The following is a 14,983-nucleotide window of genomic DNA, read 5'->3' on the forward strand; positions in this document are numbered from 1 at the left end:
CGTCCGTAGAAACGGCAACCCCATCGTACCACAATATATTCCTATAAGTGTTTGGTAAAAATATTCGATTGGGCAGCACAGTTATAGTTCGAGAACGATTTTCCCTTGGCGTGGCGTGACCGGCTCAGTTCGTGTGCCTCCCTCACCGCGTCCAGCGGGAACACGTGGCCGACGCGAACGGTCCACGATTCCCGCATCGATGAGTCGGGAGAGGGTGCGTAGCTGCTCCGGTTTCCACCCCACGACCGGATACGACCCGTCGGACCCGTGTTCGTCGAACAGCGTCGTCTCCTCCCCGGTGAGCGGACAGGGAAGCTTGGCGACGTACCCGCCCGGCCGGAGCACCTCTAGTGACCGCCGGAGTGCGTCCCCGCCAACTGCATCGACGACGACGACATTGACGGTGTCGACGACGTCCTCGAACCGTTCTTCCTTGTAGTTGACGTGCTCGTCGACACCTGTTCCGTTCACGAACTCTGCGTTGGGTCCGGACGCGGTTCCGATGACGTGAGCGTCGTTCCACCGCGCGAGTTGGACCGCGATGTGGCCGCCACCACCGGACGCACGGACACGGACCAACACTTCGTCCGCTGCGGGTTCCGTCTTCGGAGCGGATTCTATACGGAGCGAGTCGACACCACCGAATTCGGTCGCTGTAACGGCTTTCAAGATATCTCCCGTGCGACGACCGCAGTCGTCTCGTCGATGACCGCGTTCGAGCGTCCCGATTGCGAACGTTCCGCGGTCACGTTTCCGACGGACCTTTTCGGCGTTTCGTTGATAGGTGCTCCGAAAACTCCGTTTTTCACCGCTTTACTTTTCGGGGCTGACAGCACGCCGACCGTATCGCGCTCCGACAGTCGGGACCCTCTTCCGACTCATTAGTTGGCATAGCCAAATGTGGTTCATTGATCTTGTACGATGTCGTCCGGAGCCACCGCGGTGTACCCACCATTACAGCCGTAATTCTGTAATGGTTCTATTACGGACATCGCTCTCGGCGCGAACGGAGACGGGTATCGTCAGATGAACTTCGGATGGTCCGCCTCTCGCTCCGCCATGTTGATGTTCACCTCGATGACGTTCGCCGCGTTCGTCACTTTCTCGACGATCATGTCGTGATACTCCGTTTCGTTCATCCGGTTGGTCGGTCCGGAAACGCTCACCGACCCGAGGACGCGACCGTTCCTGTCGAGCACCGGCGCGCCGATGGCTTTGAGGCCCTCTATCTCCTCCTCGTCGTTGTACGCGTACCCCCGCTCTCGGATCTGTTCGAGTTCCGAATCCAGTTCCTCTCGGTCGGTGATGGTGTTTTCCGTCTTACGAACCAGTCCGTAGCGGTCGATGATGGCGTCCACGCGTTCGGGCGGGAGCGATGCGAGAATCGACTTCCCGGTCGCCGAGAAGTGGAGATAGTCCGGCTTCTGCAGTTTGCTCGTCTGATAGTTGCTCCCGACCGCTTTCTCGCCTCGCACCTTGTACAGGTTCACGCTGAGACCGTGCTGTTCGGTTGCGAGGTGGGCGTACTCCCCCGTTTCGTCGGCCAAGCTTTCTATTTCGGGCTTTCCGATGCTGTACAGTTTGTTCTGGTTGCGAACGTACTCGCCGAGGAGGAGGAACTGCAACGACAGCGAGTAGGTGGTTCCCTCCTGGACGACGAACTTGTTCTCCCGAAGCGTCGTGAGGTGATTGTAGACGGCGCTTTTCGACATCCCGAGATGGTCGGCGAGTTCCGTGACGCGCGCGCCGTCCAATTCCTCCAGCGCCTGAATCACGTCGAACGCCCGCGTGACCGTCTTTAGGGTCCGCGACGAGCCGGTTTCGGTCGAATTTGCCATGCTAACCGATACCAAATAGAGCGATAAAAGCGTTTGTATATGGAGCAAAGATTTCCGAAATCAAGAATCGATAGCGGCTATCGGGGTCGAAACCGATAGACGACCGGGCCGATTCTCGAAGTCCTCGATTTCGGCTCGAACGGCCGATATTGGAGTCACAGCAGTTCATCATTTTTGGGCTTCCGTTCAAAATACGTGCAAACTGACTGAGGACATTTAGTCCGTCTGCGAGTTGTGTTACCCGTTATCTGAAACGGATACTGCTATCCCGTGGAAAACAAGCGTTTCACGCCCTGTGTGGTTGATTCCGAATCCATCCACTGTTCTCGATAGGAATAACGACCGAAGCGACGAGAGAACGGACTGAAATCGGTCGAAAACCGCTTATCAGGGCTGTTGTGCGGATAGAGCGTACTTTCCGCGGGAGGTGTTCGAACGAGAATCTCGTCGGGGATAGGCTGAAACGCTCGATTTTCGGTCTTCTGTCGGAGAACAGTCCGATTTGCTCGTTCGAGAACGCCGTTATTCGGCAGCGTCGGCGAGCCGCGATAGCGCACCAGCGAGGATGCGCGTCGATGCGGCACAATCCTCCCACTCGGTCCACTCCAGCGGATTGTGGGAAATGCCGTCCCGCGACGGGGCGAAAAGCAAGCCAGCGTCCGTGACATTCGCAACGTGCATGGTGTCGTGGGCGGCACCCGAGTGCAGGGACAACGTGTCGATGTTCGCGGTCTCCCCGGCGGCCTCCAACGCGGCGCGACAGCGGTCGCTCATCGGAACGGGGTGACGGTTCCACGGCCGCTCGAACGCGGTCGTCACGTCGCGCTCGGTTTCGATGCGGTCGAGGCTCCGCTTCGCTCGGTCCACGACGTACTCGATGGACTCCTGTTCTATGTCGCGGACATCGAGGGTCAGTTCCGTCCGTCCCGGAATGACGTTCGGTGCGCCCGGTCCCACGTCGAGTTTGCCGACGGTGGCGACCGCCGTGTCCGATTCGGCTTCGACGCGTTCACGCGCGGCGCGTTCGACGTCGAGAACGAACTCGCTCGCCCCGGCGAGGGCGTCCGACCGGTCGTCCATCAACGTCGACCCGGCGTGGTTCGCTTCGCCGATGATTTCGATGGCACACCGGGAGAGTCCCGTTATCGTCGTCACGATTCCGGCGGGGATTCCGGCCCCTTCGAGGCGCTCGCTCTGTTCGATGTGAAGTTCCAGCCATGCGTGCCACTCGTCGGCCGCCACGCGCCCCTCGCCGAGGAACCCGATGTCGCCGAGGGCTGTTTCGAGCGTCACGCCCGCTTCGTCTTCGAGCGCGAGCGCCGTTTCGAGGCTCATCTCCCCCGCGGCGACGGCGGAACCGAGCAACCCGCCGTCGAACCGCTGGCCCTCCTCCTCGGTGAAACAGACGACTTCGATCGGGCGCGCCGGTTCGACGCCCGCGTCCTGCATCGCCCGAACCGCTTCCAGCGCGGAGTAGACGCCGAGCGGCCCGTCGAAGATGCCGCCCTCCGGGACCGAATCGAGGTGGCTTCCGGCGGCGACCGCGGCCGCGTCGGGGTCCGCGCTCCGGGGCGTCCACCGGCCGACGATGTTTCCAACGCCGTCCACGCGAACGTCGAGACCGGCGTCCCGCAATCGCTCGCAAAAATACTCTCGTGCCTCCCTGTCCGCCTCGGTTCCGGTGAGGACGGTTCGACCGTGGCCGTTTTCGACCGCGACCGACCCGAACGCCGCGTTGGCCTCGATGTCACGTCGTAGCCGTTGCTCGCGTACCTGCATGCGTACCAAGGCAAGTGGCCCACCCGCCTATTTGACTGTTTCCCAATCGGGCATTCGGCTTACAGGTTTGGCTCCCCGCTTCACTTCAGAAATCCAACTATCGTATCGGTTTTTTCATAATCTTTATCACGGACGGTTGAGTGCGCTATTCTATGCCAAGCGATAGCAATAGCCGCAAGAATGAAAATAATAGCGATACGGCCGGTCACGGACGCGTCGACCGCCGGGCGTTCCTCGCCGCGACGGCGACCGGTGTTCCCGTCGCGCTCGCCGGTTGTCTCGGCGGAGGAGACTCGGACGGTTCCGGCGGCGGAAACGGAGACGGAAACGCGAAGATGGGCGGCACGCTCCAATGGGGCGGTGCCGTGCCCGTGCAGGGACTCGACCCGCACCTCGAAAGCGCCGCCGCGACCAACCGCGTGCTCGAAAACATCACCGAACCGCTCATCCGGTTGGCTCCCGACTACTCGCTGAAACCCCATCTCGCGAAGGACTGGACGACCTCCGACGACAACACGAAACTGGAGTTCACCCTGCAGAAGGGAGTGAAATTCCACGACGGCAGCGAGATGACGTCCAAAGACGTTCTCGCGACCTACGAGCGCATCGCGAACGGCGAGTACCTCGCCACCGGGTTCTTCGACTTCGTGGACTCGATGGACAACCCCGACGACCAGACCTTCGTCGTGCAGTTGTCCGAACCGTTCGCGCCGTTCCTCTCGCGGATGTCGACCGGTGAGATGCACATCGTCCCCGAGAAACAGGCGCAAAAGAAGAAGATCAAGGAACCCATCGGAACGGGGCCGTACCAGTTCGAGAGCCACGAGGTGGAGACGTCGTTCACGATGACGAAGTTCGACGACTACTGGAACGCCAGCGACGAGAACGGCCCGTTCCTCGACAAAATCGTCAAGAGCGAGATCACGGACCCGAACGTGCGGCTACAGTCGTTCCGCGCGGGCGAGTACGATTTCGTCAACGGCGTCCCGCCGAAGGACGTCGAATCGCTCAAGAACGATTCGTCCGTCCGCTTCGAGAAGCAGTTCCCGAAGGCGCTCGTCTACCTCGGGTTGAACTGCAACAAAAAGCCGTTCGACGACAAACACGCCCGCCTCGCGCTCGATTACGCGCTCGACAAGGAGAAAATCAGCGAGGCGGCGCTCTACGGCACCGGCAAGACGACGGCGACGCCCGCCGCGCCCGGCAGCAAGTGGGTGAACCCCGACATCAAACCGCGGGGGCGTGACCTCGATAAGGCCAGAGAACACCTGAAGAAGGCGGGTATGCCCGACGGCTTCTCGGTTTCGTTCAAGATTCCGCAGTCCTACCCGACGCAGGTGCAGGGTGCGAAGGTCATCTCGGACCAAGCGTCCGAGGTCGGCATCAACCTCAACATCCAGAAGATCACGTGGAGTACGTGGCTCTCGGACGTCTACAGCAAGCAGAACTTCGAGGCGACGACCAGTTCGTACCTCGCGCTGACCTACCCGGACGTGTCGTTCTACAAGTTCCTCCACCCCGACGGCGCGTTCTTCTTCACCGGCTGGAACAACGACGAATACAACAAACTCGTCGAGAAGGCCCGCCACATGTACGACGAGGACAAGCGCGCCGAACTGTACCACGAGGCGACCGAAATCCTCCACGAGGACCGCGCGGGGCACCTCCTGCTCTGGTGGCAGGCGAACCTGTACGCCGGTTCGACGGACTACAAAGGAAAAATCGGCACGCCGGACGGCTCGACGCTTCGGTTCGACGACAACTGGCTCGACGGATAACTCGGTGACCCACCATGTCAATGTCTAATTATCTACTGAGGCGGTTGGGGTTCATGGTGCTAACCCTCCTGTTCGTGACGATGATCACGTTCATCGTGACGACGATTCTTCCGGGGGACGTCGCGTTGCTCATCCTCGGACCGAACGCCACCGACAAGTCGATTCAGGCGCTCCAAGCACAGATGGGGCTCGACAAGCCGTTGTACGTCCAATACGTGGACTGGGTGTTCGGACTCGTTCGGGGCGACATGGGAACGTCGCTCCGCTTCGGCGACCCGGTCATGGCGCTCATCATGGAGAAACTCCCGAAGTCGCTCCTCCTCGCCGGAGCGGCGACGCTCATCGCGGTCGTCCTGGCGCTGCCGCTCGGCGTCATCGCCGCGGTGAAACAGAACGAGCTTCCGGACCTGTTCGCGTCGATGTTCGGGTTCGTCGGCGTCTCCATCCCCATCTTCCTGTGGGGACTCGTGTTCATCCTCGTCTTCGCCGTCTGGCTGAACATCTTCCCGACGGGGGGCTACGTCCCGCCGAGCGAGGACCCGGTGGGAACGCTGACCCACCTCGTCCTCCCGGCGTCGGCGATGGGGTTCGCCCTCACCGCCTACATCATGCGGATGACTCGCTCGTCGATGCTCGAAGTCATGTCGGAGGAGTACATCAAACTGGCGCGCTCGAAGGGGATGACCCAGCGGGTCATCGTCCTCAAGCACGCGCTCCGGAACGCCATCATCCCCGTCATCACGGTCATCGCGTTCCAGTTCAGCTACGCGTTCGGCGGCGTCGTCGTGCTGGAGCAGGTGTTCTTCTGGCCGGGCATCGGCAGGCTGACGCTGACCGCCATCCAGAGCCGCGACATCCCCCTGTTGCAGGGATGCATCGTCGTCGTCGCGCTGATGTACATGCTCTCGAACCTCGCGGCCGACATCCTCTACGGCTACTTCGACCCGCGGATTCGCTACGGGGGTGACGAATAATGGCGACTTCGACGTCGAACTCGAATTCGACGGTCACGTCCGCGCGAATAGAACGCTTCCAGCGATTCGCGCGGCAGTTCAGGAACAACACCAAGGCGATGATCGGACTCGTCATCGTGCTGTCGCTCGTCGTAGTGGCGATTTTCGCGCCGTTCATCGCCCCGTACTCGATTTCGCACACGTCGGTCGCCGACCGCACGCAATCGCCGTCGATGGACCACCCGTTCGGAACCGACGACCTCGGCCGTGACATCTTCAGCCGCGTCGTGATGGGCAGTCGGATTTCGCTGAAGGTCGGCTTCGGTGCCATCACCGGCGCGCTCCTCGTCGGGACGATAATCGGACTGGTGTCCGGTTACTACGGCGGCATCATCGACGAACTGCTGATGCGGTTCATGGACGCCGCGATGTCCTTCCCGCCCATCCTGCTCGCGTTGACGTTGATGGTCGTCCTCGGCCCCGAACTCACGAACGTCATCATCGCGCTGGCGTTCGTCTACACGCCGTACATCGCTCGCGTCGCCCGGAGCGCGACGCTCTCCGAGCGAAACGAGGCGTACGTCGAGTCGGCCATCGCCCGCGGGGAGAACAATTCGCACATCATCTTCCGCGAGGTGCTGCCGAACTGTTCGGCCCCGCTGCTCGTGCAGGGGTCGCTGAACATCGCCTTCGCCATGCTCGCGGAGGCGAGCCTGTCGTTCCTCGGCCTCGGCGCGCAACCGCCGACGCCGTCGTGGGGATTGATGATAAACAACGGGAGCGGGTTCATGCAAACCGCGCCGTGGATCATCATTTTTCCCGGTATCGCCATCGCCGTCACCGTCATCGGGTTCAACCTGCTCGGCGACGGCCTGCGAGACGTGCTCGACCCCAAGGTGGATTCGATAGAATGAACGGAAACGACGCGGACGGCGGGTCCGCCCCCCTCCTCGACGTTCGAGACCTCAGGACGGAGTTCCTGACGGAGGACGGGACGGTCGTCGCCGCCAACGACGTATCGTTCGCCCTCGATTCGGGCGAGACAATGGGATTGGTCGGCGAAAGCGGGGCCGGAAAGAGCGTCACCGCGCGCTCGCTGCTCCAACTCGTCGATAGCCCCGGCGAAATCACCGGCGGCGAAGTCGTCTTCGACGGCGAGGACCTGTTGGGCCTCTCCGAAGCGGAAATGCGGTCCGTCCGCGGGAACAAAATCGCGCTCATCCCGCAGGACCCCATGTCGTCGCTGAATCCGGTACTCACGGTCGGCGAGCAGATCGTCGAGACGATACTGCACCATCAGGGCGGCGACCGCGGGTCGGCGCGCGAACAGGCCATCGACGTCATGCGCGACGTTGAAATCCCGGACGCGGCCGAGCGGTTCGGCGACTACCCGCACGAGTTCTCGGGCGGGATGCGCCAGCGCGTGCTCATCGCCATCGGCCTGTCCTGCAAGCCGGACCTGATAATCGCGGACGAGCCGACGACGGCGCTCGACGTGACGACGCAGGCGAAAATCCTCGACCTCCTGAACGAACTCCAGGAGGAAAAGGGGATGGCCATCCTGATGATAACGCACAATCTCGGCGTCGTCGCCCAGACGTGCGACCACGTCGGCGTGATGTATGCGGGGAACCTCGTCGAGACGGCGGAACTCGACGAGTTATTCGACAGTCCCCAGCATCCGTACACGCGCGGCCTCATCGACTCGATTCCGCAGACGGACGTGGAGTACGACGACCTGCCGACGCTGGCCGGGTCGATGCCGGACCTCACCGACCTGCCCCGCGGCTGTAACTTCGCGCCCCGGTGTGAGTACGCGACCGAGGCCTGTCGGACCGGCGGCAATCCCCCGCTCGAACCGGCCGCGGGAACGACGTCGCGTGCGGCGTGTATCCGCACGGACGAAATCGACCTCAGGCAGGGATACACCCCCGACGAATCGAGCGGCGAGCGGAAACGCATCGACCGGAGCGGCGAACCGCTGTTCGCGGTGAAAAACCTGAAAAAGCACTTCCCGTCCGGCGACGGGTTCTTCGGCGATCTCACGCTCACGCGCTCGGACGGCGGTATGCCGACGCTCGAACGACGGGCCGTCAAGGCGGTCGACGGCATCGACTTCGAGATTTACCAGGGCGAGACGGTCGGTCTCGTCGGCGAGAGCGGGTGTGGCAAATCGACCGTCGCGCGCACGGCGCTCAAACTCCTCGAACCGACCGACGGCGAGGTGTACTTCGAGGGGCAACCCATCCACGAGATGAGCGGGTCGGAGGTGCGGAGCCTCCGCCGCGAGATGCAGATGATATTCCAGGACCCGCAGAGTTCGCTCAATCCACGAAAGACCGTGGGTCAGATCATCGGCCGAGCGATGGAGAAACACGACATCGCGACCGGCGAGGAAAAGCAGGAGCGAACCCGCGAGTTGCTGACGCGCGTCGGCCTCTCGCCCGACGCGCTCCACAAGTATCCCCACCAGTTCTCGGGCGGGCAACAACAGCGCATCGCCATCGCGCACGCGCTGGCAGTGGAACCGAAACTCATCGTCTGTGACGAACCGGTGTCGGCGCTGGACGTGTCCGTCCAGGCCCAGATTCTGAACCTGCTCGACGAGATTCAGGCGGAGTACGGGCTGTCGTACCTGTTCATCTCTCACAACATCGGCGTCGTCCGACACATCTGTGACCGCATCGCCGTGATGTACCTCGGCAAGATAGCCGAGTTCGGCACGGTCGAACAGGTGTTCTCGGCCCCGTTCCACCCCTACACCGAGAGCCTGCTGTCGGCGGTTCCGCACGCCAATCCGTCGCGGGAGACCGACCGCATCCTCCTCGAAGGGAGCGTTCCGAGTCCGCTGAATCCGCCGTCCGGGTGCCCGTTCCAGACCCGGTGTCCGAAGAAAATCGGCGACGTCTGTGAGCGGACCGAACCGGCGCTGGAGGAAAAGGAGGGAGACAGCGGTCACCAAATCTCCTGTCACCTCTCCGTCGGGGAGATGAGCGAACGGCGGTCGTTCGTCGAGACGGCGGAATCGGCGTCCGACGACTGAACCGTCACGACGTTCGATTACTCTGCCGTCTGCCGCCGACTCGATTTCTCTTATTGTCGCGAGAACCACTTCAATTGTTTAAATATTGCTCGAGACCACGTATCCGAACCCCCATTCCCGAACTCGGTAATTCCATTGAAGTGGGTGGACGTGGAAGTGGTGCCGGGGGATATTCATGCAAGCGTACGTGATGCGTTCCATCGGCGAAACCGACGTTATCGAGAAGGACGAACCGGAAGCGGGACCGAACGACGCCATCGTTCGGCCGACGAAGGGGCTGGTGTGTACCTCCGACGTGCACACCGTCGGCGGGGCAATCGGCGAACGCGAGGACATCACGCTCGGCCACGAGGCCGTGGGTGTGGTCGAATCGGTCGGGAGCGAGGTCGAGCAATTCGAACCCGGCGACCGCGTCGCCGTCGGCGCTATCACCCCGGATTGGGGGTCCCCGGCCGCACAGGACGGCCATCCGTCGCAATCGAACGAGGCCCTCGGCGGGTGGAAGTTCGCCAACGTCAAGGACGGCGTGTTCGCCGAGTTCTTCCACGTGAACGAGGCCGACGCGAACATGGCTCACATCCCGTCCGGCGTCAGCGACGAGGCCGCGGTGTACGTTACGGACATGATGAGTACCGGCTTCGGCGCGGCTGAACGGGCGGATATTCCAATCGGCGGGACGGTCGCGGTGTTCGCCCAAGGGCCGGTCGGGTTGATGGCAACGAAGGGGGCCGCGCTCCGCGGGGCGGGGCAGGTCATCGCCGTCGAAAGCGTTCCAAAGCGCCAAGAACTCGCCGAGTTCTACGGCGCAGACGAGGTGGTCGATTACACCGAGGTCGATACCGTCGACGCCATCACGGACTTGACCGGCGGGGAGGGCGTAGACGCCGCCATCGAAGCTCTGGGGTCGAACGCCACGTTCAAACAGTGTATCGAAGTCACCAAACCCGGCGGCGTCGTCTCCAACGTCGGTTACCACGGCGAAGGGGAGTTCGTGGACATCCCACGGGACGCGTGGGGGGTCGGCATGGCCGAGAAGGACATCGTGACGTCGCTCTGTCCCGGCGGTCGCCTCCGACTCCGTCGCCTGCTTCGGTTGCTCGATGAGGGAAAGGTGGACCCGACGCGGATGACGACCCATCGGTTCGACTTCGAGGACATCGACGATGCGTTTCAGCTCATGGACACGAAAGAGGAAGGGATCATCAAACCCCTCATCGACTTCAGCTGAAGCGCTCGACGCGGAATTCCGCGCCCAACGATCTCTTTTTTGGGGTCGCCGCGGAGACGGGACGGAAAAATTATGTGTCCGTTGTTCTTCGGGAGCGATAGACCATGCAACGACGCGACCTGCTCCGCACCGGCGGTTTACTCGTCTGTGGCGGTGTGACGACCCTTTCCGGCTGTAGCGGTGTCGTCTCGAAACTCACGGGGTCCCTCGAAGTGACGACCACTGACTCTCGGGTCACGGGATTCGGAAACGTCGTCGTCACCGCGAGCGTGCGCAACGATTCGGACGAGACGAAATCGGGCACGTTCTGGGCGCAAGTGAAAGTCGATGGCGGCAGCACGTACGAGGAATCGGAAAACGTGATCGTCCCGGCGCACACCGAAAAGGAGTATCAAATCAGACTCGATATCGACATCGGCGAATCGCTGTCCGCGGACCGGTATTCGTACAAGGCGTGGCTCGAATCGGACTGACGAACGGGCGACGAGACGCCGGTCGTCACGGCTCCCAGTCTACGACTCGGACTCGTCTCCGCCGTCGGCGTCAGAAGCGCTGTCCTCGTCCGTCTCCGCGGTTTCGTTGAGTTCGTCCGTCTCCTCCTCCGTCGTAGACTGTACCTCGTCGATATCGACGTCCGTGCCGAGTTTTTCCTCGTCGATGGCGGATTCGAGCGTTTCGCGGTCCGTTATCGCGTCGATTCCCTTCTCGTCCACCGCCGATTGAATCGTCCCGGCGTCGATGGCTCCGCTGACGTCCTTTCGTTCGACCGCCGCTTTGACCGCGCGTCGGACCGCGATGTACCCGACCGCGCCCGCGCTACCGGCCATCACCGCGCCCGGTATCCCGTATCGTTTGTAGCCGAACTTCGCCGCCTTCTTGCCGATGGTGAGTGGACCGAGACCGAACATTGTGTTTGGACACTGCCGCCGAACCCGTCTAAGGCTTGAGCCTGCATGCTCAACGAAACGACCCTCTTCACCCGACGTGCGTCCCCTTCGCGTCGTCAACGAAACGTACCGAATCGCGTTTTACCCAGATTAGTAAAATCGAGGTTAGTAAAATCGTGATTTAGATAATCGCCAGCATTATCTACCGTCGTCTCGTAATCGACGCATGAACCCACCGCGTTTCGTCAACCGCGAGCAAGAGCTCGATACGTTGCAGTCACGGTTTCGAAGCGACACCGCCGACCTGATCGTCATCTACGGTCGCCGACGACTCGGGAAGAGCGCACTCGTCCGCGAGGCGATACGAGAGACTGACGGTGCCGTTTACTGGCAGGCAACCGAGGAGACGCCGGAGGTGCAACTCGCTAATTTCGTCGAGACGGCGAGTGAGACGTTTCCCCTCTTAGACGACATCCAACGTGACTGGGAGGCCCTGTTGCGTGCGCTCGGTCGGGAGAACGCGGTCGTCGTCCTCGACGAGTTTCCGTATCTCGTCCAGTCGGACGACGCGCTTCCATCGAAGATTCAGCGCGTCTGGGATTTGCACCTCGAAAACACGGCGATGACGCTCGTCCTCGTCGGTTCGTCGATAAGCGTCATGGAGGAGAAGGTCCTCGGTGGAGGGAGTCCCCTGTACGGTCGCCGCACGGCCGCAATCGACCTCCCGCCGCTCTCGCTGGAGAACGCGCGCCGATTCTATCCCACGGACGATCCGGATACGATACTTCGATATCGGGGCGTCTTCGGTGGGACCCCGTATTACTTGCGAGCACTCACCCCCTCCGTATCGCTTCCTGCAAACATCCAGTCTCACGTGCTCTCGGAACACGGCGTCCTCCACAACGAGCCGGAGTTCCTGCTCCGGACGGAGTTCGGAATCCGAGAACCGCAGACGTACTACACCATTCTCCGGGCGATAGCGACCGGAAAGCGTGAAGCAAACGAAATCGCAAACTTCGCGGGCGTCGATTCGAACACGCTCGGATCGTATCTCTCGAAACTTCGTCGCCTCCGGTTGGTCGAGCGAGATATCCCGGTGACGGCCGACCCCAACGCGACGCGCAAGAGCCGATATCGATTGAACGAACCGCTCTTCCGTTTCTGGTTTCGGTACGTCTACGGTCAGGAAGGAACGCTCGTTCAACTCGGTGATGACGCGTACGAGCGGTCGGTCGAGCCGTCGTTCTCCGATTACATGGGGTCGATGTTCGAGATAATCTGCCAGGAAGCACTTCCGTCGCTAATTCCGAAGACGTACCGAGGAATCGGATACTGGTGGCATCGGCAGCACGAACTTGACGTCGTCGGTCTCGGAAGCGATGGCACACTCGTCGCCGGTGAATGTAAGTACACGTCTCGGGAGATGAACGAAGGTGACCTGGCGGACCTAGAGCGGAGTGCGGCACAGGTTCGGTGGACGCCGGAAAACGGCACCGAACCGGCGTACCACTACTGCTGTTTCTGTCGATCCGGGTTTTCGGACGGGCTTCGAGCCACTGCCGACGAGCGTGACGACGTTTCGCTGTTCACACCCGCCGAAATCGTTTCGTAGGTCTCGACTCGGAACACCTCGCGTATCATCGAAACAGATTGCACCCCACATCGGGTCCCGTGAGTCCCTTTCCCCACCGCCGCGGTGCGGTGCACGGAACACGGAAAAGGGTGCGTCCCGTAGCTCACCCCGACGCGATGACACGGACGCTCACGCTCCCGAACGGAGAGGAGGTAACCGAGGACGACATCATCCTCTACGACGGCTATCCGTACCGGCTCCGGTTCGTGGACGACGACGAGTACGAGTTCGAACTCTCTCCCCTGTACTGGGGGAACAGCGGAATGGATGTCCCGTTTTCCGACCGGGAGGCGCTGGTCGAACAGTGGGAAGGCGACTCCCGAGGCACGCTCACGGACGAGGAGTGGAACGGGTGGCTCCGCGAGGCGCGCCACAACCCGAAGTTCTCCGACGACGAACTCGACGAACTCGCCCGCGAACTCGGCACGAACGACGGCCTACTCGACCGCCTCCGTCGAATGTTCGGACGGTGATGCGGGCGGTGGCTGCGGACGATACCGTGTTCAACCGGTTCGGACTTCCGGGGTAGTCACCGTTATGGGTACCGGTTCGTAAACACGGGCATGGACTTATCGCTCGTCGACCTCGCACCGATACCGGAGGGCGGAACGGCGACGGAAGCGTTCGAAAACACGATAGAGCGCGCGCGTCACGCCGAGGAACTCGGCTACTCCCGCTTCTGGGTCGCCGAACACCACGATTTCACCGACCGGTTGGCAAGCACGACCCCCGAGGTACTGATGGGAAATCTCGCCGCCCACACCTCGGACATCCGCATCGGGTCGGGGACGGTGTTGCTCAACCACTACAGCCCGTACAAGGTGGCCGAGTCGTTCGGCGTGCTCGACGCCCTCGCCCCCGGTCGTATCGATTGCGGACTGGGAAGGGCGACGGGCAACCCCGTCTCCGACTTCGCGTTACAGGACGACCGGAGCGAACGACGGCAACCGACCGACCACGCCGGGAAGATAGAAGAGGTCGCCGCGCACCTCTACGACGGGTTCGACGACGACCACCGGTTCAGCGAGCTCTCGCTGGCGCGGTCCCGCGAGAGCATCCCCGACGTGTGGGTGCTCGGCTCCAGTCCATCGAGCGCCGCCATCGCGGGTGATTTAGGGCTTCGATACTGCTTCGCGGCGTTCATCCGACCCAAACCCGCCGTGCGGGCGTTCGAGGTGTACCGGGACCACTTCCAACCGTCCGACATGGGCGCTGGCCCGGACGAACCGCACGGCATGCTCGCCGCGAACGTCACCTGCGCGGAGACGGACGAGGAGGCCGCACGACTTCGTTCGGTCCCCGAAGCGAACCGCCAGCGGTTGCGTCGCGGGCAGATAGACCGCCCGCCGATTCACTCGGTCGAGACGGCCATCGACGAACTCGGACACGTCCCGGACCCGACGCCGAACACCCTCACTCCGGGCGATTGGCCCCGCCAAGTCTCGGGGAGTCCCGAGACGGTCCGCGACCTGCTAGACCAGATGGCGGCCCAGACCGGCGTCGATGAAATTATCGTCCAGAACCAGTTCGCCGACCCCGAGGACGAACTCCGGTCGCACGAACTGCTCGCCGAGGCGGCGGAGTTGACCCCTCGGTAGGCCGAGCACTACACCCCTCGACAAGCCGAGCGCCCGAACTCACCTAACTTCCGGTGAGCAGGCGAAGCGCGACGCCGATGAGGATTACGATGACGCCGAGCACCGTCGCCACCGGCGGGATGGGGACGAACAGGAGGACGATACCAGCGAGGAGGACTATCGTCGAGGCTCGTACCATACGAACGGGTCAACCCGCCGTCTGTTAGAGGTTGTGGCGGACCGTTCCGGTTTCGTCCGTGAGAACGA

The 14,983-nt window shown here is 62.2% G+C and carries 14 protein-coding genes; 9 read left to right on the forward strand and 5 right to left on the reverse strand.

Annotated features, from left to right (window positions below; all coding sequences use genetic code 11):
- Positions 1-81: 81 nt before the first annotated feature.
- From V5735_RS20755 to V5735_RS20765, 3 genes are all read right to left on the reverse strand, one after another.
- A complete protein-coding gene (locus V5735_RS20755; protein WP_423747052.1) occupies positions 82-669 on the reverse strand; it encodes a zinc-binding dehydrogenase in 588 nt (195 codons plus the stop codon).
- 353 nt (positions 670-1,022) lie between these two features.
- Positions 1,023-1,838, reverse strand: a complete 816-nt coding sequence (locus V5735_RS20760; protein ID WP_423747053.1) for an IclR family transcriptional regulator — start codon at positions 1,836-1,838, stop codon at positions 1,023-1,025.
- Between the two features lie 522 nt (positions 1,839-2,360).
- A complete protein-coding gene (locus tag V5735_RS20765; RefSeq protein ID WP_423747054.1) occupies positions 2,361-3,617 on the reverse strand; it encodes a Zn-dependent hydrolase in 1,257 nt (418 codons plus the stop codon).
- Between the two features lie 152 nt (positions 3,618-3,769).
- Between V5735_RS20765 and V5735_RS20770 the strand changes: the two genes are divergently transcribed.
- The 6 genes from V5735_RS20770 (at position 3,770) to V5735_RS20795 (ending at position 11,092) form a co-directional block, all read left to right on the forward strand.
- Entirely contained in the window at positions 3,770-5,395 is a 1,626-nt protein-coding gene (locus V5735_RS20770; protein WP_423747055.1) for an ABC transporter substrate-binding protein, read from the forward strand.
- A 14-nt stretch (positions 5,396-5,409) separates the two neighbouring features.
- Positions 5,410-6,369 carry an ABC transporter permease gene (locus tag V5735_RS20775; RefSeq protein ID WP_423747056.1) on the forward strand — a complete coding sequence of 320 codons (960 nt, stop codon included), beginning with the start codon at positions 5,410-5,412 and terminating at the stop codon, positions 6,367-6,369.
- Positions 6,369-7,262, forward strand: coding sequence for an ABC transporter permease (locus tag V5735_RS20780; RefSeq protein WP_423747057.1), 894 nt, complete (start codon positions 6,369-6,371; stop codon positions 7,260-7,262). The genes V5735_RS20775 and V5735_RS20780 overlap by 1 nt, the downstream gene beginning before the upstream one ends.
- The gene (locus V5735_RS20785) at positions 7,259-9,391 is read left to right on the forward strand and encodes a dipeptide ABC transporter ATP-binding protein (RefSeq protein ID WP_423747058.1); all 2,133 of its coding nucleotides are present in this window, start codon (positions 7,259-7,261) and stop codon (positions 9,389-9,391) included. The genes V5735_RS20780 and V5735_RS20785 overlap by 4 nt, the downstream gene beginning before the upstream one ends.
- A 175-nt stretch (positions 9,392-9,566) precedes the next feature.
- Positions 9,567-10,619 carry an NAD(P)-dependent alcohol dehydrogenase gene (locus V5735_RS20790; protein ID WP_423747059.1) on the forward strand — a complete coding sequence of 351 codons (1,053 nt, stop codon included), beginning with the start codon at positions 9,567-9,569 and terminating at the stop codon, positions 10,617-10,619.
- 104 nt (positions 10,620-10,723) lie between these two features.
- Complete coding sequence (locus V5735_RS20795) at positions 10,724-11,092, forward strand: hypothetical protein (protein WP_423747060.1); 369 nt, start codon at positions 10,724-10,726, stop codon at positions 11,090-11,092.
- A 39-nt stretch (positions 11,093-11,131) separates the two neighbouring features.
- Here the strand turns inward: V5735_RS20795 and V5735_RS20800 are convergent, their stop codons facing one another.
- On the reverse strand, positions 11,132-11,527 hold the full coding sequence (locus tag V5735_RS20800; protein ID WP_423747061.1) for a hypothetical protein: 396 nt from the start codon (positions 11,525-11,527) through the stop codon (positions 11,132-11,134).
- Between the two features lie 205 nt (positions 11,528-11,732).
- Here V5735_RS20800 and V5735_RS20805 point away from each other — a divergent pair, with 205 nt between their 5' ends.
- From V5735_RS20805 to V5735_RS20815, 3 genes are all read left to right on the forward strand, one after another.
- Positions 11,733-13,118 (forward strand): ATP-binding protein, encoded by a 1,386-nt coding sequence (locus tag V5735_RS20805; protein WP_423747062.1) that lies wholly within the window; start codon positions 11,733-11,735, stop codon positions 13,116-13,118.
- Positions 13,119-13,255: 137 nt separating this feature from the next.
- Positions 13,256-13,612: a hypothetical protein gene (locus V5735_RS20810; RefSeq protein ID WP_423747063.1), complete on the forward strand. Its 357-nt coding sequence runs from the start codon at positions 13,256-13,258 to the stop codon at positions 13,610-13,612.
- A gap of 90 nt (positions 13,613-13,702) precedes the next feature.
- Complete coding sequence (locus tag V5735_RS20815; RefSeq protein ID WP_423747064.1) at positions 13,703-14,737, forward strand: LLM class flavin-dependent oxidoreductase; 1,035 nt, start codon at positions 13,703-13,705, stop codon at positions 14,735-14,737.
- A gap of 43 nt (positions 14,738-14,780) precedes the next feature.
- On the opposite strand, the gene V5735_RS20820 is transcribed toward V5735_RS20815, so the two are convergent.
- Entirely contained in the window at positions 14,781-14,915 is a 135-nt protein-coding gene (locus V5735_RS20820; RefSeq protein WP_423747065.1) for a transporter, read from the reverse strand.
- Between the last annotated feature and the right edge of the window lie 68 nt (positions 14,916-14,983).

Source organism: Haladaptatus sp. SPP-AMP-3 (assembly GCF_049568665.1).
In the GTDB taxonomy this organism is placed as follows: domain Archaea; phylum Halobacteriota; class Halobacteria; order Halobacteriales; family Haladaptataceae; genus Haladaptatus; species Haladaptatus paucihalophilus.